Origin of the sequence: Congregibacter sp., assembly GCF_965662665.1 — a bacterium.
GTDB lineage: Bacteria > Pseudomonadota > Gammaproteobacteria > Pseudomonadales > Halieaceae > Congregibacter.
In genome coordinates this window covers 20,779-45,137 of the sequence record NZ_CBFIIF010000020.1, presented here as the reverse complement: position 1 = coordinate 45,137, position 24,359 = coordinate 20,779, and the positions used below count along the sequence as shown (strand labels likewise).

The window sequence follows — 24,359 nt, the reverse complement described above, 5'->3', positions numbered from 1 at the left end:
GTGCTAAACGCGCTACGGCGCGCTAGCAATGCACTCAGGAGAGGTGCTCGTTAATGTAGTCAATAGCCAGCTTAACCGTTGTAATTTTCTCGGCTTCCTCGTCGGGGATTTCAGTTTCGAACTCCTCTTCGAGCGCCATTACAAGCTCTACTGTGTCAAGCGAGTCTGCTCCGAGATCTTCTACGAAAGAGGCCTCAGTCTGTACTTCTTCTTCTTTGACGCCGAGCTGCTCAGCGACGATTTTTTTTACGCGTTCTTCAATGCTGCTCATGATCCTCGAATACTCCTGCTGAAGGAAAACCTACATCCCCAATGTTCTTGGGCAGGTCGGAAGTCTACCGGTTTTTTTCTAGCCGGCATACACCCACCCAGAACATTAAGCCATGTACATTCCACCGTTAATATGAATTGTCTCACCCGTTATGTACGCTGCCGACTCGCTGCATAAAAATGCAACTAAGGCTGCGATTTCTTTTGCCTCCCCCAAACGTGCCAGAGGAATCTGGGACAACATCGCGCTTCGCTGATCGTCGCTTAGCGCCGCCGTCATATCGGTATCAATAAATCCCGGTGCGACCGCGTTGACCGTGACATTTCTGCCGCCAATTTCTCGAGCCAATGCTCGGGAAAATCCTTCTGCGCCAGCTTTGCTGGCCGCATAGTTGCTCTGACCTGCGTTCCCCATGGAGCCTACCACCGAAGTAATGTTCACGATGCGTCCCCAACGCGCTTTGGTCATACCGCGAAGCGCTGCCTTGGATGTTTTAAACAGCGACGTGAGATTGGTATCCAGAACGCCCTGCCACTCATCATCCTTCATTCGCATGAGAATATTGTCGCGGGTAATGCCAGCGTTATTGACGAGAATGAGAGGCGCGCCAAAGCGCTCATTGATCTCTCCCAGCACGGCCGCAACGCTTTGGGGATCTGCAACGTCCAGTCGCATACCCGCGCCACCGTGGGCACTCAAACGCTCATTGATAGTTTCAGCACCACTGTCGCTGGTTGCAGTACCGATGACTGTATGCCCCTGCTGGGCCAAAGCATCGGCAATAGCTTGTCCAATACCACGCGTTGCTCCCGTCACCAGGGCGACACGCGATTCATGGCTTTGAGTTTCTTCGGACATTTTCGACCTCAATAATTAAATCAGGCGCCGAGTTCTGCAACGGCGGCCCGAAGGTTTTCTGGCTCTTCGAGGTACACGCAGTTTGCACTGCGATCAATACGACGCAGCAGTCCACCAAGCACCTTTCCCGCGCCGCACTCCGCGAACTCGACAGCGCCGCCCGCTTGCAAGGCAGCCATACAAGCGGTCCAGCGAACCGGGGCAGAAATTTGCGTTACGAGCAGGGCACGGATCTTCTCGGGATCCTGCTCGGTCTGAGCATGCACATTATGCACAACCGGGATATCAGGACTGGAAATCGTCAGCTCCTGCAGTACTTCGGCAAGCTTTTCGCCCGCGGGCTGCATGAGCGACGTATGGAAAGGCGCGCTAACGGGTAAGGGCATCGCTCGTTTTGCGCCTGCCTCCTTTAACGCGGCAATGGCTGCGTCAACGTCGGCGCTGGTCCCGGCAATAACGACCTGGCCCGGCGCATTAAAATTCACCGCCTGGACAACGCCATCGCTGTGCGCAGAAACCTCTTCGCAAGTCGCGTTCACAAGTTCATCGTCCACACCGAGAATCGCCGCCATGGCTCCCACACCTACGGGAACAGCCGTTTGCATAAAGCGGCCCCGCTCACGAACCAGAGAAACAGCATCGCGGAGAGTTAATGCACCTGCACAGCAAAGTGCCGAGAATTCTCCAAGACTGTGTCCTGCCATCGCAGCGGGACGAACGCCGCCTTGTGCCAGCCAGGCCCGCCAAAGCGCCACGGAGGCCGCAAGAAGCGCCGGCTGAGTATATTCAGTGAGATTGAGTTGCTCTGGATCACCGTCTCGAATCAGCGCAAGGAGGTCGAACCCCAAAGCGTCAGACGATTCTTCAAAAACAGCCGCCGACTCCGAAAACTCCAGAATCGCGTCATTAAGCATGCCGACGCGTTGACTACCCTGGCCGGGAAACAAAAAGGCTAAATCTTGGCGCATACATCCCCTTTGCAAAATCACTGGATCTCAACAGCTAGCATTCCACGTGAGTTTGGATAGAGACCGTAACAAGTACCGTATCCAAACCTCGCTTATACAGGTCTAGCAACGAACTGCGGCACCTTGGCAAAGTAAATACGATTCTTTCATCGCGCTTCACTTATCCAAAGGTGCCGCTAATTACCTACCGGACAGCCCAGCGCTAACGCACCGGGCTGAAGGACTTAGTCGTCAGATCCGGTCTCAACCACTTTTTTGCCACGGTAAAAACCGTCAGCAGTTATGTGGTGACGGCGATGAGTCTCGCCAGTAGTCTGATCGACGTTAAGCGTGGGTCCGCTTAGCGAATCATGCGAACGGCGCATGCCACGACGCGAGCGGGTCTTTTTGCTCTTTTGAACAGCCATGAGCTATTTCTCCTTCGTATCGTTGCTCTCCAGGAGCGACGATAAAACACTAAAAGGGTTTTCCGATGCTTTATCGGTCGACCCCAGTTCTTCGTTATCTGATCGGCTGGGCCGATCACTCTTAGGTGGCTCGCATTCTCCCTGCGGATGGTAAGCCACCACGGGCAATGCGAGCGCCAATTCTTCTTCGGCCACTTCCCACAGATCCACCTCGTCTACCGCTATCAGCGGTTCCAGACCTGCAGACAATTGTTTTGCCTGTTCGTCGTCCGGCACTATCCCCAAACGGCTATCTGGTGTGAGTTCGCAGACCACTGGCTGTAGACAGCGCTGACATTCCAGCACGACGCTTCCCTGCATCTCTACCGCCGCAAACTGTTGTCCTTCTTCGTCCTCCCCGAATTCCACCGTCACATTTATCAACGGTGCACGGGGGTCCAGTAGCTCTGCAAACTGAGGTAATTGCTCAGCGCCAAGGCTACCCGAATAGCGCGCCGACCGGGTCACCGCCTTGCGTATATTGACTCGGTTCGGGAGAGGGGCTGCCGACATGGCGGCGCACTATAGTGATCGCCCCCCCTATTGTCAAAAAAATCTTTACAATCCCGAGCGTTAGCTTAAGCATGGTGATATGAATCAAGCCTCCAATGCCCAGCTCGTCCTCGCCTCTACATCACCGTACCGTCGGCGCCTTCTGGAACGCCTGCAGATTCCCTTTAGCTGCGTAGATTCAAAGACCGATGAAACCCCCGAACCCGGGGAGCGGCCAGAGTCCCTCGCCCAGCGTCTGGGAGACGGAAAAGCACTTGCGGTAGCAACGCAGTATCCCGAATTTTTTGTCCTGGGTAGCGATCAGGTCGCCTCGACCGCCGGGCAGCTTCTTGGCAAGCCCGGCACCGTGCCGGCGGCAGAGAATCAGCTGCGCCTGTGTAGTGGGCAGTCCGTAATTTTCTTTACGGCGGTGAGTCTTGCCCGCGGTAACAAAGTCATTGCGCGACGCTGCGTGCAAACCACGGTGAAGTTTCGCCACCTGTCGGACTCGCAGGTTGCAGAGTATGTAGATCGGGAGCGCCCTTTAGATTGCGCAGGAAGCTTTCGCTGGGAAGGATTGGGCATCTGCCTCTTTAGGGCTCTTGAGAGCAGCGATCCTACGGCACTCGAAGGGCTGCCACTTATTGCGACCTGCGATATACTTAAAGACGCCGGCATATACCCTTTATAAATAGTTATTTAGCACATCTTTTTAATATTATTTCTAGCTCGTTATCTAGAGGCGCGCTCAGCTGATAGCGCTGCTCATTGAGCACAAACGATAACGATTCTGCGTGGAGAAAAAGACGTTTTAAGCCCAGCTTTTGAGCAAGCGCTTCACTGCGAGGGCTCTGGTATTTGCCATCCCCAAGCAGCGTGTGGCCCGCGTGCAGCGCGTGGACACGAATCTGGTGGGTTCGCCCGGTGAGAGGCCGGGCCTCCACCAAGGTCGTCTCCCTGAAACTGTCTCGAATTCTAAATTCAGTCACGGAGGGTTTACCGCCCTTCGCGACCTTAACCTGCCGCTCTCCCGATTTACGCTCAAAGCGCTGGAGCGGCGCGTCAACCAGACGTTGATGCCGGGGCCAGCTGCCTTCCACAAGCGCCAAATAACGCTTGTCGATTTTTCCCTGAAGGCGTAGCAGCTCGTGCAGGGCACGTAAGGCCGCGGGCTTCTTGGCCACAAGTACCAGGCCAGAGGTTTCCCGGTCCAAACGATGCACGAGTTCGAGAAAACGCGACTCAGGCCGCATGGTTCGCAGGGTCTCGATCATTCCAAACTGCAAACCACTGCCACCATGCACAGCAATTCCTGACGGCTTGTTAATCGCCAGGAGGTGATCATCCTCAAACACCACTCGCGCTGCGATCCGCTCCTGCCATCCAGGAGGTGCCGCGCCTGGCTCTCTAGGCGGGGGGGCGCTCAGGGGAGGCAGGCGGACAATATCACCCAGAGTGAGTCTTTGATCGGGCTTTACTCGCCCCTTGTTCACGCGGATTTCGCCTTTGCGCATGGCCCGATAGAGGCGAGTCTTGGGTATCGAGGGGCATTCGCGCAGGACAAAGTTGTCCAGGCGCTGGCCTTCGCCACGCTCGTCGACCGTTAGGTGGCGAACACCACTCATAAACGGCGGGCCGGCAAAACCAATCGCATCATCAGCATGGGGTCTATCGTCCTTCTTTTATTTGAGCATAGCCAAGCTTGCTGCTACTATGGTGAACGAACGGTGGATTTAGCGCCTCGATTTTACCCCTTGTACGTTTCAGCAGCTGATTCCTCACGGGAATCGCTGATTAGGAACGGGCCGCCCAAACTACTTTCTCTCGGCAAAGGTCCGGCAAAGGTCCGGCAAAGGTCCGGCAAAGGTCCGGCAAAGGTCCGGCAAAGGTCCGGCAAAGGTCCGGCAAAAGTTTGGCCATACGAGTTCACTGTTCAAAAGTATACGATGTCGCGCAAGCATGAGACGAATCCAGGCCCCCGCGACAAAGAAAAAGACAAAGAGACCGACAATAGAGTTCAACAAACATTGAGTTACATACAACGCTGATTGATTAGTTAGCTGTTCCCCGAGCAAGCATTGGTTCAGGCGCCGAGATTTAAGGCACCGACCCTTAGACACTCAAAGAACGTGCTCAGAGAAAATCCTCTGTTCGACTAACGAAGCTAAGCAAGCAGCGCCCGATGCAACACCAACAACCAGGGTTGCCGGGGCAAGACCAGAATTAGCGATGAGCGACAGCCAATGCTGACTGCTCAGAGATAACAACTAGTACAGCGAAACCGCCATAGTATGGCAGAGCTTTGCTGTAACACACTGAGTTTTGGCGGGTTTACGATTTCGTAGATCTGCGTTTTATGACTGTGTGTACTGGCGTGCGCCGGCTAAACCCCTTGAGAGGTTTAGTTAGACATGAAGAAGATGCTGATCAATGCTACGCACGCAGAGGAAATGCGCGTGGCACTTGTCGATGGCCAGAAGCTTTACGATCTGGATATCGAAAATAGAACCCGCCTGCAAAAGAAAGCCAACATCTACGTTGGCAAAATCACACGAGTAGAACCCAGTCTGGAGGCCGCCTTCGTCGACTTCGGCGCCGAGCGTCACGGCTTTCTGTCAGTTAAGGAAATCGCCCGAGAGTACTTCTATCGCAATCCCAGGGACATCGACGGCAAGTTTTCTATTCGCGATGTCGTCAAAGAAGGCACGCGCCTGGTCGTTCAGGTGGATAAAGAGGAGCGAGGCAACAAAGGCGCGGCACTCACCACCTTCATAAGCCTTCCCGGCCGATACATGGTGTTGATGCCCAACAACCCCCGCGCCGGCGGTATCTCCCGGCGTATCGAGGGCGACGACAGAGCTGAGCTGCGCGAGGCGCTGAGCGCACTGGAAATCCCAGACGGCATGGGCGTCATTATCCGCACCGCGGGCGTTGGACGCTCTGCCGAGGAGCTGCAGTGGGATTTAAACTATCTGCTGCAATTGTGGGAAGCCGTTAGCAAGGCTGGCGAGGAAAATCGTTCACCCGTACTTCTGTACCAGGAGAGCAATGTCATTATTCGCGCAGTCCGTGACTATCTCCGCGATGATGTAGATCAGGTTCTCATCGACTCTCCGGATGCGTTTAAGCAAGCCATGGATTTCGTCAGCATGGTGATGCCTAAGTACCAGCAGCGCATCAAGCTCTATGAGGACAACATTCCCCTCTTCAACCGGTTCCAGATCGAAAGTCAGATCGAGTCTGCCTTCCAGCGGGAAGTGAGACTCCCCTCCGGTGGATCTATTGTGATCGATCCTACCGAAGCGCTGGTGTCTATTGATATCAACTCGGCCCGAGCCACCAAGGGCGTGAATATCGAAGCGACCGCGCTGCAGACAAACCTCGAAGCCGCAGATGAGGTCGCGCGTCAGCTGCGTCTGCGAGATATGGGTGGACTGATCGTAATCGACTTTATTGACATGCTCGCGGCAAAAAACCAGCGCGCCGTCGAAAACCGTATGCGAGACGCCCTGGCCATTGATCGCGCTCGCGTTCAGGTGGGGCGAATTTCGCGCTTTGGACTCCTCGAGATGTCACGGCAGCGTCTGCGCCCTTCTCTTGGCGAGACCAGCGCAATCGTTTGCCCCCGCTGTACGGGACAGGGCAGCATCCGTGACACCAAGTCACTGGCGCTCTCGATTCTTCGCTTGCTCGAAGAGGAAGCGATCAAAGATCGCACTGCAGAAGTGCGCGCCATTGTGCCCGTCGACGTCGCTGCCTATCTGCTGAATGAGAAACGCGTCGCGCTGAGCGAAATCGAAACCCTGACGCGTGTTCGTGTGCTTGTCATTCCAAACCCGAATCTGGAGACGCCGCACTTTGAAGTTACGCGGCTTCGTGATGATGAAGTCGATGGGGATCAACAAACCAGCTACAAGGTAGAAATTGCTGTCCCTGATGCTGACAGCATTTCGGATTCACACGATCACAGTCTGCCCACTCAGGAAGCGCTGGTGCAAACCATCGCTCCTACAGCCGCCCCGGCGCCCGTAGAGACTGTTGAAGCCGGATCGTCCGCTCCAGCCGCTGCTACCGCAGCAGCAAGCACCGCTGTAGCGGGAGCAGCGGTCGCAGCGAAACCGGGTCTGGCCCAACGCTTATGGGTAAGCTTCTTCGGTGATCCCAATGCAGCGGTCGAAGAAACAGCGGCCGATGCACCAGAATCAAAGGCTCCCGCCTCGGTGGAGACGGATAACTCAGACAGCGACGCCTCGGATGAGGATCGTCCCAAGCGATCTCGCGGACGTCGACGACGCGGCGGTCAGGGCCGAAACCAGAATCGCAGTGGAACCAGCCAGGATCAGAGCACTGACACCGATGTCGAGGAAACCACGGCCGAGACCAGCGAAGCTAGTACGGACCTTGATTCGGACAGCGACAGCAATGAAAAGTCGGAAGAAGGTCCTCGCCGGCGTCGCCGTCGCCGCTCCCGCGGAGGTCGCCGTTCTGGCGGCGAAGGCCAGGAGAATAGCGGCGAAGCCAACGGTGAGTCTGCAGATGACGCTGATGAATCTTCAACTGCAGTCGCATCGGAAGACGATGACAATGCCTCTACAGAAGACAAGCCTCGAAAGCGGCCCAGTGATCAACGCCGAGGAGAGCCCCGCCGTCGCCGTCGTCGCCCCGTAGCAGCGACAGCAGAACCCGCTGTAGAAGGTAACGCAGACGCAGCCGCAGAATCCGGTATTGAAGCAGTCACTGAAGCCGTAGCGGTCGCTACTGTTGCGGAAACAGCGTCAGAGACCCCCGCAGTCACTGCTGAACCCGCTGCCGAAGCAGAGTCTCAATCGCAAGTTGTTAATCCCGAGGGTGCCGAGACGGTAGCGACGGACGAGCCTGCTGACCAGCCCGAGGCAGATCTTGCTCCGGTAGAAGAAGCTGGACTTGATTTAGCCGCAGAAGCGAGCCCTGAAATCGATGCTCAGCCAGAGCCCGCAGTTGCCAGCAGCAGTATCGAGGCCGCGATGGGTGTGGGTGCCGAGCCAGCCGAGCAGCCCAATAACGTTGTGGAAGCAAGCATCGAGACTCCCGCTGTTCAAACAGAGGTCGCTGCCGAATCCACAGCGACCTCAGAAGCAGAGTCCCCGGTCCCTACCCCGGAACCAGCACCGAGCCTGCACGTAGAGGCAGAGGCGGCTAATGCATCAGGCGCAGGACTCAATGATGGCGGGCGTGCAGTTAACGATCCCCGCGTCTCCCCTGCCCCTGTTTCTGAGCTGCATATAGAAACAGGGCAAATAGTGCTGTTTTCTGAAAGCGAGGCGCCGGCGGTAGCGGCACCCGAGCGTCAGGTAGCGCGTGCAAGCAACGACCCCAGAGGCCCCAAAGAGGCGGCCAGCGCGGAAGGATAGAGCTTGAATCCAAGCATTTAGCGAGCTTGCATTAAAGAAGTTGACTAGAGGGTCTGTCTCTCAAAGTCGTTATTCGAAAACACCGGAGCAAGGCGCAGTAAAGCGTCGGGCCCCGGTGTTTTTTTATGGGGCTTCGAAAACAACCTTGCCATCAACCATGGTCATGACCACCTTGCTCTTGTGCATGGAGTACGGATCCAGGGAGAACAGATCCTGATCCAAAACCACCAGATCAGCCTGCTTGCCGGGTGTGATTGAGCCAATCTCATTCTCAAGACCCAACTGAAAAGCACCGTCTAACGTGTAGCCACGGATAGCCTGCTCGAGGGAGATTCTCTCATCAACAGGGGGCTGGGGCAGATAGTCCTTGTCACCGGGTGGTTGTCGCGTGAGTGCCATCTCAATGTTGAAGACGGGGTTCATACCGTCAAGGCCAATCCAGCTAGCAGGAAAGTCACTACCCAGGGTAACTTTGCCGCCGGCCGCAGCAATGGAGTTTAGGGGGTACATGTGCCCCAGTCTTTCTTCTCCCAGATATGCCAAGGCGATGTCATCGTAGGCATACCAGGTCGGCGTCGATTGCACGATAACGTCCAGTTCGCCAAAGCGTGGCACATCTGCTGGATTGACCACCTGCGCATGACAAATCGTAAAACGACTCGTGGTGTCGGGGTGCTCTGCACGAGCGTACTCGACAAGGTCTAGAGCCATTCGCACCGCACCGTCGCCAATAGCGTGCAAATGCACATCGTTTTTTTTAGCGGCGGCACCAGCAATCACTGCCTTGGTTTTCTCAAGAGGCACGAGGGGCTCGGCACGGTGGCCGGGGGGCTCTATATAGGATTCAATGGTATAGGCCGTTTGAGCCTCTACGGTGCCATCCAGCGACACCTTTAACACTTCAACATCGAAAAACTCCTGATCGTAATCTGTGGAGAGTCGCTCAAGATCATCCAATGCAGTCATTAAGCCCCGCTCGCTGTTGACGTAATGGGAGCCAACTATCCGCAGGGGTAGCTTCCCCTCCCTCGCTCGCTTACCCATGAATCGAAAAAGTTCTCCGTCTCCCTCGATCATCCCTGCATCGAATGCGGCGGTAATACCCATGGAGGACATGCTGGCAAAAAAAACATCTGCGGAAGTGTCGAGAATGCCAGCGTCGATTACGCCCAACGCCTCCGAGATCCAACCAAATGCTTCGCCCTCAATAAGCCAGCCTGTGGGACTGCCATCGGGATAACGACGATAGTAATGCGCGCCGGGCTTGGGGTCCGGGGTTTCTGCCGTAAGCCCTACCATTTCCATAGTCAGCGTATTGACCCAAGCGGAGTGAAAGCCCTCATCGAAGATAATCACTGGTCGATCCGACACGACCGAGTCGAGATCTTTTGCCGTGGGACCCTCGGGGCCAAAGGCTGCCCCCAAAAAACCCGTGCCAATCAACGGATTCTGATCCGGATACTTCTCAGCATGTTCCGCTATCGTTGCCAGAGCTTCGGCGCGGGTCATATCCGGTGACAGCGATGCGGCAAACAGATACGGAAGCGTCGAACCCACATGCATATGACTATCGATGAAACCCGGAAGCAATAACTTGCCCGCTAGATCATGGCGTTGAGTGTCGGTGCCAATAAAGGCTGCTGCGCCCGTGTCACTGCCGACATAGACGATGGTATCCCCTCGGATGGCAACGGCCTCCGCCCAGGGTGCCGACGCGTCGAGCGTGTAGACTTTGCCACCAACGAAGACCTGATCGGCGGGCGTCTCCTGCGCCGAGATTGGACTGGCAACAAAAGCTGTCCATGCCAGTAAAGCAATACCCTGAAAAACGCGCATCTTCGTCGCTCCTTTAATCCGAAAACCTGGGGATACTCTTACGCCAGGAGCAGGTAATCAAGTGAAGCTGACTCTGTTCCCGGCGTTAGTTACTATGTATTCACACACTCTCGCCCACAAGTACGGCTTCAACAAGTACTGGCTCGGCAGACTGAACACGCACTTGATAAAGGAAATACCATGGCGCAGCAAAACGCTGATCAGGCAAACTGGTTAAAAGCGACTTTGCGAGATGGCTACGATCGACTCCAGCGGGGCGATCAGGCAGGAGCCGCAAATTGCTGCCGTCAGGTCTTGCAACGCAAACCCGATCTGGTCGAGGGTCACTTCCTGGTGGGCATGATCGCCATGAATGCAGAAGATCCGAAAACGGCGATTCAGGGTTTTGGGTCTGTCACCAAACTTCAGCCAGATCACAGCGGCGCCTGGGCGCAGCTGGCGCGACTGTTTATGCGTCGAGGGCAGATCAATCGCGCGGAGGATGCTCTGCATAAAGCGGTGGCTCACTCCGATGACAATGCCGTTGTCCACGACACCATAGCCACGGTATACACCCAGCTTGGCGACGCACTGAGCGCCGCGCAGTGGCAGGAAAAGGCGCTTGAAGCTCAACCACAAAATATCGGCTTTTTGATCAACCGCGCCAACAATCAAATGTTCTTGGGCGATTTTAAGGGCGCACGCCAGCGACTGGAGGAGGTCCTCCTCAAGAATCCAAAAAATGCGAATGCCCACTGGCTGCTCTCCGGTTTGGAGAAAGCTCGAGATCGACAACACATTGAGGAATTGGCGTCACTCCTGTCCACGGAGAAACTGGGTGATCGCGATCGCGCTTATCTTGCCTACGGCCTGGGTAAAGAACTTGAAGACATGGAAGATTGGCCAGCGGCGTTTCGAGCCTTCGCTGAGGGCGCAGCGGCGCGGCGCAGAGGCATTAAGTTCGACGAGAATAGTGAAAAGGCTGCATACCAAGCCCTCGCCGACACCTATACAGAGGACTGGCTTGGCAATAAGCAGACTGGTTGTGACGCGCAAGCCCCAATTTTTATAGTAGGACAGCCCAGGACAGGCACTACTTTGATAGAGCGTATTATCACCAGCCACAGTGAAGTTCACTCTGCGGGCGAGTTGCGCCAGTTTGAAGGCGCCTTCCGTCGCTTATTGCGAGAGCGAAGCGATGACGGCCTCACGGGCGTCATACGCGCCACTGGCGATCTGAACCCCGAAGAAATCGGCCGCGCCTACATGACGCTCAGCAAGCCCATGCAGGGCGAGGGCTCGCGTTTTGTCGATAAGTTACCCATGAACTTCAGGTTTTTGCCTTTGATTCTGGCTGCACTACCCAATGCGAAAGTAGTCCACGTCAGGCGGGGACCGATGGATGCCTGCTTCGCAAGCTTTAAGCAGTTGTTCGCTGATGCCTACCCGCATTCCTACGATCAGGAAGAGATGGCTCGCCATCACGGTCGCTATTACGCGCTGATGGCCACCTGGCGCGAGCGTTTTGGAAGCCGATTCATAGAAGTAGATTATGAAAAGATCGCTGGCGATCCCCAGCCCCATGCGCGAGAACTCATCGCAGACCTGGATCTGCAATGGGAAGACCAGTGCCTCGATTTCTACCAGCAAAGTGGCGCAGTAACCACAGCAAGTGCGGTGCAAGTCCGAGAGGCGGCACACACTCGCTCCGTGGGTCGCTGGCTGCGCTACGAGTCCGAACTTGCACCTATGCAAAAGGCTTTGACAGATCTCAACATCCCCCTTGAGCATTAGCACCCTACCCCATAGGGGTGTGTCTTTTACTGCGTCAGAGCTTGTCTCTCTTCTGCTAGTTTCGTAGTCTATGGTCGATATCGACAATCAGGGTTCCGGGTTTGATGGCGGACAGTCGTTGTGCCGTGAAACCCATGGAAGTTGCCAAAGAGCATATTCCCAAAGATCGATAGGTGATATGCCCGCAAAGAAAAGTCTCTAGCTGCGCATTATGTGCAGCGGGGTTTTAAGGTTAGCGGCTTCATAGGAAGCGCGGCTTAAAGACCTCGAGGCACTTATAAATGGCTTTGCCATCATGCATACAAGGGGTCGTCATGAATAAAGCTACACCCAAACGTTCTTTCACTGGTTCCTCAAAACCATCAGCTTTTGCGAAACCATCAAGTTCGCGCCGACACCTTGCACTGGCAGTATCTGCGGCACTGGCCGCAGGCGCAGCGCAGGCGCAACAACTAGAAGAAGTCATCGTTACTGCGACCAAACGTGCCGAGTCGGTGATGGATGTACCCTTGGCCGTCCAAGCTTTATCCGGAGACTTTTTGCGCAAGGTCAACACGGACGACATTAAGGATCTCGCAAACTTTACGCCGGGAGTTACCGGCAATTCCAAAGACAGCTTCCTGGACACCATTGCTGTTCGCGGAATCACCACCAATGACTTCGGAAACGGCGGCGACCCTTCTTTGGGCGTGTACAAAAATGGCTTCTATCAGGGCAGAAACGGCTCCGGCGTTACCAGCGTTTTCGACCTGGAGCGCTCAGAGATTCTTCGCGGACCCCAGGGCTTTCTCTTCGGGCGCAACTCCATCGCTGGCGCCGTAAACATCATTAGCCGCCGACCTACAGCTGGTGAGTCAGATTCTTATATGGACGTGCGTGTTGGGGAGCGGGGGATTTTCCGCTTTGAGGGTGGCACAAATTTCGACGTGAGTGATTCCATCACTGTGCGGATTGCGGGTCTTCATTCGCAGGAGGACGGTTATTCCACTAACGAGTTAACCGGGGAAGACTATATTCAGCATGAGAAGAGCGCCCTGCGCTTTACGGGCTCTTACGATGCTGGCGGCAACCTTACTGCCAACCTTTTTGTAGAGTGGGAAGATCGTGATCAGTCTGGCACCGTATACCGCGCGACGGGTAATGGACCAGCATTTGCAACGCTGGAGGGTATCTATGGCGACATTCCGCTGCCATCAGATCCTCGGGATGTTCGCGTTGATGGACCAAGGAATGGTCTGTTTGACGGTGGTGAAATCTTCCAGGTCAACTTAGAACTGAATTACGACCTTGGTTGGGCAACGCTGACATCGTTAACGGGTTATAAAGAGCACGACTACGGCTACACCGAAGATTTCGATGCAACCTCCATCACCATCTTTAACTACGAGCAGGTGCAGGAAGGAGAGTATTTTGAGCAGGAACTGAGACTCACCTCGGATAATGAGGGTATGTTCAACTGGTATGCGGGCCTCTCCTACTACCAGGAAGACATCGATACAGAGTTTCTCGGGCAGCAGGACGAAGACCTCTATTGCAACATTTACTGGGGCGATAACTGTCAGGGCGTTTTTGATTTCTATAACAACTACTACGACGGCGCGTATGCGTATGTGCTCTACGACTACTGGGGAACCTATGACTGGACCCCTAGCCCTAATGGCGGACTGATTGATGACTGGAACCGTACAGTCGGTAGTTATAGCGGCTGGGCTGCCTATGTAGACCTTCAGTTTCGCTTTACGGAACAACTGGATGCGAGCATCGGCATTCGCTACAACGATGATGAAAAAGAAATGTCCCAGGAGGTGCTTACGGGCCGCAACGGGAGCATCTTAGGGCAGGTCGTACAAACCGGATTCACCACACCCCTTGGCCCCGTGTCCGATACACAGAGCTGGAGTGAGCCCACGTGGCGGGGTGTCGTTAACTGGCGCCCTGCAGATGACCACCTCTTCTACGTCAGTGTTACTACGGGATACAAACAAGGCGGCTTTAACAGCTTCTCTGTCGATCCCGGAGGTCCGTTCAGTGGCGTAGAAGCCGTGCCGGGTTTATTCCGTCCCTCCTCCTTTGACTCTGAAACCGTTATTTCTTACGAAGTCGGCTACAAAGCCACGCAACTTGATGGCCGCAGCCAACTCGCTCTAAACGCTTACATGTACGAGTATGAAGATCTACAGGCTACCTGTGGAGTACCCGGATCGCCGGTCGTTGTCGTCTGTAATACCGGACAGGTTGACGGCACCGGTTTTGAAGGGGTTTGGAACTTTGCCATCAGCGATGTTCTGAGCTTTGGCATGGGTGTCTCGTGGTTCGATAGTGAAGCCACAGGCATACAAGACTTCTGTGGGGGCGGAGAGGTGCTACTGGATGACATCAATGCCTGTGAAGGCTCTCCTATCCCCAACATCCCTGAGTGGACTGCGTACGGAACACTGGACGCGGTCATACCAATAGGCGCCGGGGAAATATTTGGCAACCTGTCTGCCAGCTGGGAGGAAGACTCGGTAACCGACTGGGAGCCCTTTGCACCGGAAACCGTGGCTGCGGGCCTCCGAGAAATTGGCGCCTATACCGAGGTTCAGGCGCTCGGAGGATACCGGTCTGATACGGGCTGGGCTCTTGCGCTGTACGTGGAAAACCTTCTTGATGATGAGTATTTTGATCAAGAAACAGGCATCAGTTTCGATGGCTCGCCTTACGTGCAGTTTGGTTTCGGTCCCAGCCGACCGCGAACGGTAGGTATGCGCTTTACCTGGAACTTGTAAGCCACACATGCCCTCACGGCTTAAGATCAGCCGCCGAGATTTTCTCGGCGGCGTTGCCCTTGGCACTACTGCTGGAGCCTTAAGCCCGCTTGAGCTTCTGGCTCAATCCAATAACACAGCCTCCTACCCACCCGCTCTTACCGGCATGCGGGGCAGTCAGCCCGGCTCTTTTGACGTAGCCCATGCTATGGCCTGGGGCGGAAAAAAGTTCGCCACCCCCAAGGAGCAGACAGACAACGACTACGATCTAGTTGTGGTCGGCGGGGGCATTTCTGGTCTTGCCGCGGCCTTCTACTGGCAGCAGGAAAACGGTCCAGATAGTCGCATACTTATTCTGGACAACCACGATGATTTTGGCGGCCATGCGCGGCGTAACGAATTTACCGTAGACGGCAAAAAACTCGTGGGTTACGGAGGGAGTCAGTCCATAGATACGCCAGGGAGTTACTCCCCGGCGGCTGCTCAACTCCTCCGTGACGTCGGCATTTTTACCGATCGTTTCTATGAGTACTTTGACCAGGAATATTATGCGCGTAAGGAACTCGGTCGTGGCAGCTATTTCCCTGAAGCGGTGTATGGCAAAGACCTCACACTCCCGGGTTTGCGAAGCTGGCGCAGCACCGAAGACAACGCGCTTAACGAAGACGATGTAAAAGATTATCCGATACCCCCGAGCGCAAGGCAGGCACTCCTTGAGCTAATAAACAGCACAAATAACTATGCGGCCCACATTCCGCAGAAAGAACGCGCGGAGTGGCTTCGCAAGCAGAGTTATCGGGATTTCCTGCTTAACACCGTGGGCGTTCCTGAAGATGTTTACTACCTGTTCCGGGACGGCGCCCGAGGTTGGTGGGGCACGGGCTGGGATGCGATTTCAACCCTCTCGGCCTCTAGCATGGGGATGCCTGGAACTCTGCATCTGGATCTTCCCGAGGGTAGCTCCGGCGAACCTGAACGTGACGAACCCTATATCTTTCATTTCCCCGACGGCAACGCAGGCGTCGCAAGAGCCATTCTACGCAAGCTCATACCGACAGCCGTGCCCGGCTCGACGATGGAAGACCTGGTACTGGCCGACACCGACTATTCCAAGCTGGATACGCGGGGCAGCCCCTGCCGCCTCCGCCTTAACAGCACGGCAGTTGATGTGCGGCACACCACAGATGAGTCGCAGGTCGACGTAAGCTATGTGCGCGATGGAAAAACCTACCGTGTTCGCGCAAAACATGCGGTCCTGGCCTGTTACAACGCCATAGTTCCGCATATTTGCCCGGAGCTACCGGATGATCAGCGCGAAGCAATTGCCTACGGCACCAAGGTTCCTCTCATCTATGTAAGCGTAGCCATGCGTAACTGGCAGCCCTTCGCGGAGCTGGGCATGCACAGCATCAACGTCATGCAAACCGACTTTATGCATTCCTTTGGGATGGATTTTCCGGTGAGCATGGGGGGTGTGCAGTTCCCGGAGAGTCCCGATCAGGCAACTATCCTTCATGGCACGGTCGTGCCTTGTGCGCCCGATCAGGGTTTAACCGCCCGGGAACAACATGTGATTGGTCGTCGTTCCATTTACGAAATGAATTGGGATGAGATGGAGAGTCGAATTGTAGGTCAGATCTCTGGCGCGCTCAGGAGCACGAGCTTTGATGCGCAACGCGATATCGCGGCTATCACTGCCAATCGGTGGCCTCATGGCTACAGCTACGAGTACAACGACTACTCCGATCCTCCAGAATATGGACCCAGAAACGGTCCACACATTTTGGGCGCGCGACAAATGGGTCGTATCTCCATCGCCAATTCCGACGCGTCTGCCTACGCCTTTGTGAACGGTGCGTTGGATGCAGCTTATCGCGCTACGCGTGAGCAGCTGGCTTAGCCTGTGGACCCTTCCAGTCCCGATGCCCTGAGCCTCATTCCCACCACGCTGGTTTTCGCTCTCGCCATTTGGACCCGCCGCCCCATTGAATCGCTACTGTGCGGGTCCCTGCTGGGCTTACTTATGCTCCATGGCACCGGCTTTGTAACCGGGATGGCCGAAGCTTCCGTTGCGGTACTCACTGATCCGGACGTCGCGTGGATCATTCTAGTCTGCGGTCTCATGGGTGGCTTAATCGCCCTGTTAATGCGCAGCGGTGGCACCAGTGCGTTTACACATTTTCTAGGCGATCGAGTCGGTGACCGACGCGGTGCGCTATTCGCAACCTGGTTTCTGGGGATTGCCTTGTTCGTCGATGACTATCTGAACTCCCTGGCCGCAGGCGCGGCCATGCGGGACATCACGGACAAGTTCAAGATCGCCCGGGAGAAACTCGCTTATGTCGTGGACTCCACAGCCGCACCGATAAGTGTCATTGTCCCCTACTCTACCTGGGGGGCTTTCTTTGCAGGGCTGCTGGTAGCCAACGGCTTGGCTGAAGATGGTCAGGGCCTGAGTGTTTACATCAGTGCGATTCCTTACATGTTTTATGCTTGGGCCGCCGTTTTGGTGGTCCCGCTGGTGATTGCCGGTTGGATCCCGTCATTAGGTTCCATGAAAGCGGCTGATCAGCGCGCGCGGGATAGCGGACTCACGGTGCATCCAGAAGCCACGCATATCGAGGCGGCGAATAAATCAATCAGTGCTAAAGAGGGAGTGAAGCCACGGCTTTGGCTGTTCATTGGGCCCATGGTCTGCCTGGTCGGCGCGACCATAGCCTCTGGCAACGACTTCCTCGTGGGGATATACATTGCCCTGGGCGTCACTATCGCGATCGTGCTCGGGCTGCGTATTTTAGATCTGCACGACACCTTCGACACTGTGCTGGATGGGTTTAAAACAATGCTGGAGCCCCTGGCGGTGCTTGTCGCTGCGTTTATCCTTAAAGAGGTGAACGACGAACTAGGGCTTGCTACCTACGTTGTGGTCAATCTTGAGCCCCTGCTCACCGCCCAGTTGTTACCCTTCGCGATTTTTGTGGCCATGGGCCTTGTTTCATTTTTCACTGGCTCAAACTGGGGTGTGTTCGTCATCATTCTACCCATCGTCGCTTCCCTCGGGCAAAACCTGAATGCAGATATGACCCTGCTGATCGGTGCCACACTGTCCGCCAGCACCTTTGGTAGCCACGCCTGCTTCTACTCGGATGCGACGGTGCTTACGGCCCAGGCGACAGGATGCACGCCAATGCAGCACGCACTCACACAGCTGCCCTACGCTCTGATAGCTGCCGCGATTGCCGGCGCAGGGTACCTTGCCATGGGCTATATTCTTTAGATCAACACGACTCAATAGACACCGTATTGGAGGAAATAAATGAAGAAAGCAAACGGTTCGCAAAAACTCATCGCCGCCCTATCCGTCGGCGCGATCTCGCTTAGCGCGTCACTCTTCGCCCAGGCAGATGACGTGGTTTACCCCGCAGAGATGAGTAGTGATGCTATTGCAGGCGCCATCTTCGATCATCCAGACACCCTAGTTAAAGGCGAGGGTGCCGACACGGTGAAAGACATCACCTCACTACTCTCCTCCGACGGTCGCTTCGCGAGCGGCATGTACCTTGCCGGTAAATCTCGCTGGGTCATCGAAGAACCCTATGGCGTCGACGAGTTTATGTACTTTCTCGAGGGCGGTGTCACGCTGACATCCAGCGATGGCACGATCACCAGCATCTCTGCTGGAGAGGCTGTCACTATTCCCAAAGAGTGGACGGGTATCTGGGAAACTGATGGCTATAAAAAAATATGGGTTATCTACTCCGAGGATGGCTCCGCACTCGAGTAATCTGCGATAAGCAAGCCCAAGCTTGGCAGAGTTAGCAACAATCAGGAAACTACCGTTGCCTTGGCGCTATCAGTAGGTATAATTCCGGCCTCTCGCGGCATCGCGGGAATCCGGTGGGCTGGCTGAGTGGTCGAAAGCGGCGGTCTTGAAAACCGTTGAAGGTTTATCCCTTCCTAAGGTTCGAATCCTTAGCCCACCGCCATTTTTCGGCTCTACCCCATTAACGGGGGATGGACCGTTTCTCACTACACTCGATTGATGATGCCATCCCATCCACAATGGTCCTGCTAGACACCGAGGAAACAGGTCGCAAAGGACAAGTCGATCTTGTTCTCGATCAGTCTGTGCTGCGCAATATTTGCCTCATCATAGCTGTGGTGCTCACCCTGTTCGGTGCAAATAACCTCTCCACCGGGTTTCAGGTTTTGGGTGTCATCGACTTTGTATTAGCTGCTGGCATGCTCGCCAGTGCCGTTCGACTATTTTACTCGCAGCCCACACTAACGTTGGTCTTAGCAACGCTCACCGCCGGTGCTCTGGCGGTTTTAATGGCGATCTACTCAAACGCCTTTGGCATTTACTGGTCCTATGTCATAGCGGTCGCGTCCTTTTTGGTCGTCAACAAGCGCACAGCGCTGATCTTTAATGCGATTTTCATACTCATTGCGGCACCCCTCACCATCGATACCCTAGGAGCTGCCACCAGTGTTCGCCTGGCAATCACGCTGTCGCTGCTAACGGCGTTCGCCTACATTTTTTCTTCGCGCATCGAGGAACGCACAAAAGCTTTGCTGGCAAACGTCGAGGATCTAGACAGAGCAAGCGCTGTGAAATCCGAGTTTATTGCAAACATGAGTCATGAAATGCGTACGCCTTTAACAGCTGTTTTGGGCTACGCCGAGGTCTTGAGTGCGGACAACAGTCTTGCTGCTAAGGACCAGGAGAAGCTGGAGGCGATCATCTTTGGTTCACGGCACCTGGCGAGCCTTATTGAAGATGTTCTGGAGTTAAGCAGAGCTGAAAAAAGCCAATTGGAGGTCTGTCCCGAGCCTGCCAATCTGAAGGAGCTACTGGAGAACTTCGTTAAACTCCTGGAGCCTCAAGCGCAAGCTAAAGGCTTAAGCCTGGCACTCACTCTGCGCGAGTCACTACCAACCTACGTTACCACCGACCCCCGGCGGCTGAAGCAGATCCTCATGAACCTCGCGGGAAATGCGATCAAGTTCACTGAGGCGGGCTCTGTGGAGCTGGATGTCGACTACAAAAAAGATGCGTCCGAGCTGACAATCACGGTGAGTGACACCGGGATTGGTGTCCCAGAAGAGTTTCGACCTACGCTCTTCGAGAAATTTTCTCAGGCCGATTCTGGTATGAGTCGAGAACACGGCGGCGCCGGGCTGGGGCTATTCATTAGTCGAAGTTTAGCCATGCTTCTTGGCGGTGATATCGAATACATTCCGCAGGCCAACGGCAGTGCCTTCAAACTCACCATCGGCGCAGAACCCTGTCCGGATGAGACGGAAAAAGAGACCGAGAGAAGTCCTGCGGTACTACACGACGCACAACAGTTTTCGGGCCACGTGTTGATCGCTGAAGACTCACCTGCCAATCAGATGCTTATTGGAGTAATCGTAGAGAAGTTTGGCCTCAGCCATGACAAAGTCAGCAATGGACAGGAGGCCGTCGAAGCTCTGCAAAAAGAGCGTTACGACCTGATTTTGATGGACCTGCAAATGCCGGTCATGTCTGGCATCGAGGCGACCCAGGCGATACGGGAGTTTGATCAAGAGCTGCCGATCATCGCCTTAAGCGCAGATGTATTGCGCCACGATCTCCAGTCTACGGAGATGGCCGGTTTCACGGGTTTCCTCGCAAAACCCGTGGATGTGGAGAAAATGCGCTCGATGTTTTCAGAGATCTTACCTAGCCCCACCGAAACGAGCTTTTAGAAGGCGCCCGCGGGTCCCGGGAACACCACAGGAGTTTCACTCCCGTCTTCGGCTACCGCAGAGACGCCAAAGAAGTAGTTATCAATCACCAAATTGGTGAACTCCCACTCATTTACCTTCCCGACGAAGCGCGAGTTAGTCCATTGCGGCGCCGTTGTCTTACGCCACCAAACCCGGTACCCCGCTAGGTTTTCCCGAGCCTTGGCCGAGCCTCCGTGGCTCCAGGTCAAGGTGGCAGATGCTCGCACCGCTCCCTTGGCTTTGACATCTGCAGGAAAAGGCGGTGCTCCAGCAATCCCAGCCATGGATACCGCATTTAGAGCGGTAAGTTTTGCTGCGTAGTGGGGGTTCACTCCATCGAGCGTGTCACCATATTCACGCCCGTCTTCTGTTCGTAGATCTTGATGTTGGCGATCGTAGTGCTCGTGGGTCTCCATGATTCGCACACCGGGAATACCTACTGCGTTGAACGGCCGGTGATGCCCTCCTCGGCCAAAACGATCAAGGCGGTAGACCATTTCGACATCCAGGTTAGTCATGTAACGATCCGCCATGTTGTCGATATAACGCGCCAGATTCCTCGAGGGGCTATCCACCTCGCCTCCGGTGAAGCGCCGTGCCCGCGCCTCCTCCTCTGTTTCGACGGCTCGAGTGCCCTCAGAAAACACACGAGCCACAGTGTTATCAATGACGCCGTCGATCCCCGAGATGTTGGAAATCATGTCGTTATTCAGCACGGCTTTGATCTGCCAGCCCTGCTCCAAGGCGTGCGCAGCAACAATGCGTCCACCAATAAGACCCTGCTCCTCACCCGCAAGGGCAGCGTAAACGATACTGCCATCAAAGCGGTGCTGGCTAAGGACTCTGGCGGCTTCAAGAACCCCGGCAATGCCTGAGGCATTGTCATTGGCCCCTGGGCTGTCAGACGTCGAATTCATCACATCTGACACGCGGCTATCGATGTCTCCGGACATGAGAACCATACGATCAGGATCCAGCGCTCCGCGCTGAATTGCGACCACAGAAACGATTTCCACGGGATCAGGAACACGCCGTTCTCCTGAAACTGTCTCTCCAATGTAGATAACGTCGAGGCAGTCATTACAGCTTCGGGAAATGCGTTCGAACTCATTGTAGATCCAGCGCCGCGCCGCTCCGATACCGCGACCCTGGCTTTCTGTCTCTGATGCAGTGTGGCGCGTACCAAAGCCCACCAGAGTCTCGATATCGCCCAGCACCCGTTCAGCATTGGGCGCCTCCGCTATGTCGTAAAGTGCCATCACCTCTCCCGGCGGAGCGGTCTGTGCCTGCGCTCCCCCCGCGACCGTAAGCAAGAGCCCGAAGAGTGTCGAGCCAAGTACCTTGCTTACCGAAGTGTCTGAAACTCGAGTAGCGTCAGCAATGCTGATCAAGATGTGTCTCCTTAAAGCGCTCATTGTGGAAGTGTTGTAACGAGGAAGCTGGTGAACGATGCCCAAGACTGCACGTCAGCCTTTTCCTGGTATCGGGAGCTACCGAAAACGCTAAACGCGTGCGGAGCGCCGCTGTAGGTCGTCATTTCGTGAGTGACACCCTCTGCTTCGAGTTGCTCTGCGAGGGAGGCGAAATCCGCCATGCTGACAGCAGTGTCAGCACTGCCGTGATAGACCATCACTGGCGCCTGAGCATCTGCGTAGTTCTGACCTTCTGGCGTGGTTAAACCCCCATGAAAGCTCGCAAATCCTTTTAGGGGCTCTCCTGCTCTGGCGAGTTCCAACACTGCGGTACCCCCGAAACAGTAGCCGATCGCGACGGCCTCCGAAACATTCGCCCCGCTTTCACTGGCAGCAGCCAATGCGCCGCGCATGAGTGCGCGCATTTTCTCGCGATCCTCATACAACTCGCCGGATCGAGCGATCTTATCCTTTGTTTCTGTAGGTCTGACGCCCTTGCCATACAAGTCAGCCGCAAACACGTTGTAGCCCAACTCAGAAAGCATTCCTGCGCGCTTCATTTCGTAGTCTGTGAGTCCGTCCCAATCGTGAATGATGAGGACTGTCCCTCGGGCATCTGTCGCCGCTTCAAAGTATCCCTCATAGGCTTCTCCCCCCACCTCGTAGGTCACCGACTCGCCGGCGACCGCCCCTTGTGAGCCAAGAGCGCAGATTGCCAGTAAGCATAATCCCGCTTCTTTGATATTCTTCATTGGTAACTCCCGTATCTCGTCCGTGGATGACAATTCCTTATCATTAAATTTACGCAGGCTCGAGGCAAGCAGTTTGACGGCTCTTGATTGGTGGGTAATCGGCGCATACTTACTGGCAATGCTCGCGCTTGCTGCGTGGCTTGGCCGCAGTCAATACTCCGAACGGGAATACTATCTTGGCGGAGGTCTACCGGCACCGGCTCTTGCAACATCTATCCTCGCCACGCAGTGCTCCACGAACAGTCTCCTTGGCGCGCCGGCTTTTGTAGGCTTTGCAGCGGGCGGCGGAATGCTCTGGCTCCAATACGAGCTGGCGGTGCCCCTCGCAATGCTGGGTCTGGCTTTTTTGTTTCCTGCGGTGCATCGCAGCGGCGTCATATCAATCTATGCCTTTCTTGAGCAGCGTATCGGTCGCGCAGCAAGATTGACTGCCAGTGCGAGTTTCTTGTTCTTTCGGGGTATAGCCACGGGGGTCACCGTTTATGGTGTGGCATCGGTGTTGTCCTTGATTACCGGCATAGGCTACATCCCGGCTGTCGCAATGCTCATGGGCGCCACCATAAGCTACGACGTCATGGGCGGCATGCGCGCCGTTGTAGTTTCAGATGTCCTGCAAATGCTGCTGTTGATCGCCGCCGTCGTGGTATCGCTGATTTGGCTGGCACCGGATCTATGGGAGCAGGCAGATGCGCTAGCGCAGAGAAGCCATCCCCTGGTGAATGACTGGGGTCTCAGTGGCGAAACTAACTTTGGGTTTTGGCCCATGCTTTTTGGAGGGCTGTTCCTTTACATGGCGTACTACGGCTGCGATCAAAGCCAGGCGCAGCGACTCCTCGCCGCGTCAAACGAGAGAGATCTGAACAAGATTCTCGTATTCAATGGACTCCTGCGCTTTCCGCTGGTTCTGGCTTACTGTTTGCTTGGCCTCGGCCTCGCGGCCTATGCGCTGCAACGGCCCGAATTTATTGCTGAGCTTCCGGTAACCGCCTCGGGCGCCCCCAACCTCAACATGGTTTTCCCTGCGTTTGTTCTTCGCGAGTTTGCACCGGGTTTGGCCGGACTCGCGATAGTAGGCCTCTTCGCTGCAGCGATGTCGTCCATCGACTCGGCCTTAAACAGCCTATCGGCCAGCACCCTTGAGGACTTTATGCCCGCAAACGGGCCAAACACCGAGCGTCGCCGCTTTTTGCAATCAAAGATTGTCACGCTGTGTTGGGGTGTATTTGCCGTCGGATTCTCTTTCAGCGTTGAACACATCGCCAGCACGCTACTGGAATCAATTAACAAGGTGAGTTCCTTGATCAACGGACCACTACTGGGACTGTTTATCGTCGCCATTTTATTGCCGGGAACCCGGTCTAGCGCAGCGGTGGTCGCCTTCGCGGTTGGCATCGCGCTAAATCTCGCGCTTTGGAAGTTGATGCCAGAGGTGTCCTGGCTCTGGTGGAACCTCACTGGATGCATCGCCACCCTTGGGCTTACCGCATTGAGTGTCGGCGCAGGCAAAGCATCGGACACCGTAAATGCAGCTATTCGGTCCGTAAACGTACCTGCAGGCACCTACAGAAGTTTGTTGGGCGGCTTTTTCGCAATGCTAGCGCTCTTGGTGATAGCCCAACTCTATCTGTAAAGATCTTAATAATAGTTTGTTGATGTCCAA

General features: G+C 55.2%; 18 protein-coding genes and 1 tRNA gene. 10 read left to right on the top strand and 9 right to left on the bottom strand.

Features of this window, described 5'->3' with window-relative positions:
* Positions 1-34: 34 nt before the first annotated feature.
* From acpP to ACTG39_RS09645, 5 genes are all read right to left on the bottom strand, one after another.
* Entirely contained in the window at positions 35-271 is a 237-nt protein-coding gene (acpP, locus tag ACTG39_RS09665; RefSeq protein WP_008295499.1) for an acyl carrier protein, read from the bottom strand.
* Between the two features lie 105 nt (positions 272-376).
* Complete coding sequence (gene fabG / locus ACTG39_RS09660) at positions 377-1,129, bottom strand: 3-oxoacyl-ACP reductase FabG (protein WP_439107340.1); 753 nt, start codon at positions 1,127-1,129, stop codon at positions 377-379.
* A gap of 20 nt (positions 1,130-1,149) precedes the next feature.
* A complete protein-coding gene (fabD, locus tag ACTG39_RS09655) occupies positions 1,150-2,097 on the bottom strand; it encodes an ACP S-malonyltransferase (RefSeq protein WP_439107339.1) in 948 nt (315 codons plus the stop codon).
* A 224-nt stretch (positions 2,098-2,321) separates the two neighbouring features.
* Entirely contained in the window at positions 2,322-2,504 is a 183-nt protein-coding gene (gene rpmF / locus ACTG39_RS09650) for a 50S ribosomal protein L32 (RefSeq protein ID WP_439107338.1), read from the bottom strand.
* 3 nt (positions 2,505-2,507) lie between these two features.
* Positions 2,508-3,056, bottom strand: coding sequence for a YceD family protein (locus ACTG39_RS09645; protein ID WP_439107337.1), 549 nt, complete (start codon positions 3,054-3,056; stop codon positions 2,508-2,510).
* Positions 3,057-3,135: 79 nt separating this feature from the next.
* On the opposite strand from ACTG39_RS09645, the gene ACTG39_RS09640 reads away from it, so the two are divergent.
* A complete protein-coding gene (locus tag ACTG39_RS09640) occupies positions 3,136-3,726 on the top strand; it encodes a Maf family protein (RefSeq protein ID WP_439107336.1) in 591 nt (196 codons plus the stop codon).
* A gap of 4 nt (positions 3,727-3,730) precedes the next feature.
* Here the strand turns inward: ACTG39_RS09640 and ACTG39_RS09635 are convergent, their stop codons facing one another.
* Complete coding sequence (locus ACTG39_RS09635) at positions 3,731-4,660, bottom strand: RluA family pseudouridine synthase (protein WP_439107335.1); 930 nt, start codon at positions 4,658-4,660, stop codon at positions 3,731-3,733.
* 786 nt (positions 4,661-5,446) lie between these two features.
* On the opposite strand from ACTG39_RS09635, the gene rne reads away from it, so the two are divergent.
* Positions 5,447-8,425 (top strand): ribonuclease E, encoded by a 2,979-nt coding sequence (gene rne, locus ACTG39_RS09630; protein WP_439107334.1) that lies wholly within the window; start codon positions 5,447-5,449, stop codon positions 8,423-8,425.
* A 123-nt stretch (positions 8,426-8,548) separates the two neighbouring features.
* On the opposite strand, the gene ACTG39_RS09625 is transcribed toward rne, so the two are convergent.
* On the bottom strand, positions 8,549-10,261 hold the full coding sequence (locus ACTG39_RS09625) for an amidohydrolase (protein ID WP_439107333.1): 1,713 nt from the start codon (positions 10,259-10,261) through the stop codon (positions 8,549-8,551).
* Between the two features lie 180 nt (positions 10,262-10,441).
* Here ACTG39_RS09625 and ACTG39_RS09620 point away from each other — a divergent pair, with 180 nt between their 5' ends.
* The 7 genes from ACTG39_RS09620 (at position 10,442) to ACTG39_RS09590 (ending at position 20,514) form a co-directional block, all read left to right on the top strand.
* Positions 10,442-12,034, top strand: coding sequence for a tetratricopeptide repeat-containing sulfotransferase family protein (locus tag ACTG39_RS09620; RefSeq protein WP_439107332.1), 1,593 nt, complete (start codon positions 10,442-10,444; stop codon positions 12,032-12,034).
* A gap of 314 nt (positions 12,035-12,348) precedes the next feature.
* Positions 12,349-14,802: a TonB-dependent receptor gene (locus ACTG39_RS09615; RefSeq protein ID WP_439107331.1), complete on the top strand. Its 2,454-nt coding sequence runs from the start codon at positions 12,349-12,351 to the stop codon at positions 14,800-14,802.
* A gap of 7 nt (positions 14,803-14,809) precedes the next feature.
* Complete coding sequence (locus ACTG39_RS09610; protein WP_439107330.1) at positions 14,810-16,681, top strand: NAD(P)-binding protein; 1,872 nt, start codon at positions 14,810-14,812, stop codon at positions 16,679-16,681.
* Between the two features lie 3 nt (positions 16,682-16,684).
* Complete coding sequence (locus ACTG39_RS09605; protein ID WP_439107329.1) at positions 16,685-18,058, top strand: Na+/H+ antiporter NhaC family protein; 1,374 nt, start codon at positions 16,685-16,687, stop codon at positions 18,056-18,058.
* Positions 18,059-18,097: 39 nt separating this feature from the next.
* Positions 18,098-18,565, top strand: a complete 468-nt coding sequence (locus ACTG39_RS09600) for a cupin domain-containing protein (protein WP_439107328.1) — start codon at positions 18,098-18,100, stop codon at positions 18,563-18,565.
* Positions 18,566-18,677: 112 nt separating this feature from the next.
* Positions 18,678-18,767 (top strand) — tRNA-Ser (locus tag ACTG39_RS09595).
* A 28-nt stretch (positions 18,768-18,795) separates the two neighbouring features.
* The gene (locus ACTG39_RS09590; protein ID WP_439107327.1) at positions 18,796-20,514 is read left to right on the top strand and encodes a response regulator; all 1,719 of its coding nucleotides are present in this window, start codon (positions 18,796-18,798) and stop codon (positions 20,512-20,514) included.
* Here the strand turns inward: ACTG39_RS09590 and ACTG39_RS09585 are convergent.
* Together ACTG39_RS09585 and ACTG39_RS09580 are read right to left on the bottom strand one after the other, a co-directional pair.
* Positions 20,511-21,926 carry a M28 family peptidase gene (locus ACTG39_RS09585; RefSeq protein ID WP_439107326.1) on the bottom strand — a complete coding sequence of 472 codons (1,416 nt, stop codon included), beginning with the start codon at positions 21,924-21,926 and terminating at the stop codon, positions 20,511-20,513. The two genes, ACTG39_RS09590 and ACTG39_RS09585, sit on opposite strands and share 4 nt — an antisense overlap.
* 20 nt (positions 21,927-21,946) lie before the next feature.
* On the bottom strand, positions 21,947-22,699 hold the full coding sequence (locus ACTG39_RS09580; RefSeq protein ID WP_439107325.1) for a dienelactone hydrolase family protein: 753 nt from the start codon (positions 22,697-22,699) through the stop codon (positions 21,947-21,949).
* A 73-nt stretch (positions 22,700-22,772) separates the two neighbouring features.
* On the opposite strand from ACTG39_RS09580, the gene ACTG39_RS09575 reads away from it, so the two are divergent.
* Positions 22,773-24,329 (top strand): sodium:solute symporter family transporter, encoded by a 1,557-nt coding sequence (locus ACTG39_RS09575; protein WP_439107324.1) that lies wholly within the window; start codon positions 22,773-22,775, stop codon positions 24,327-24,329.
* Positions 24,330-24,359 lie beyond the last annotated feature (30 nt).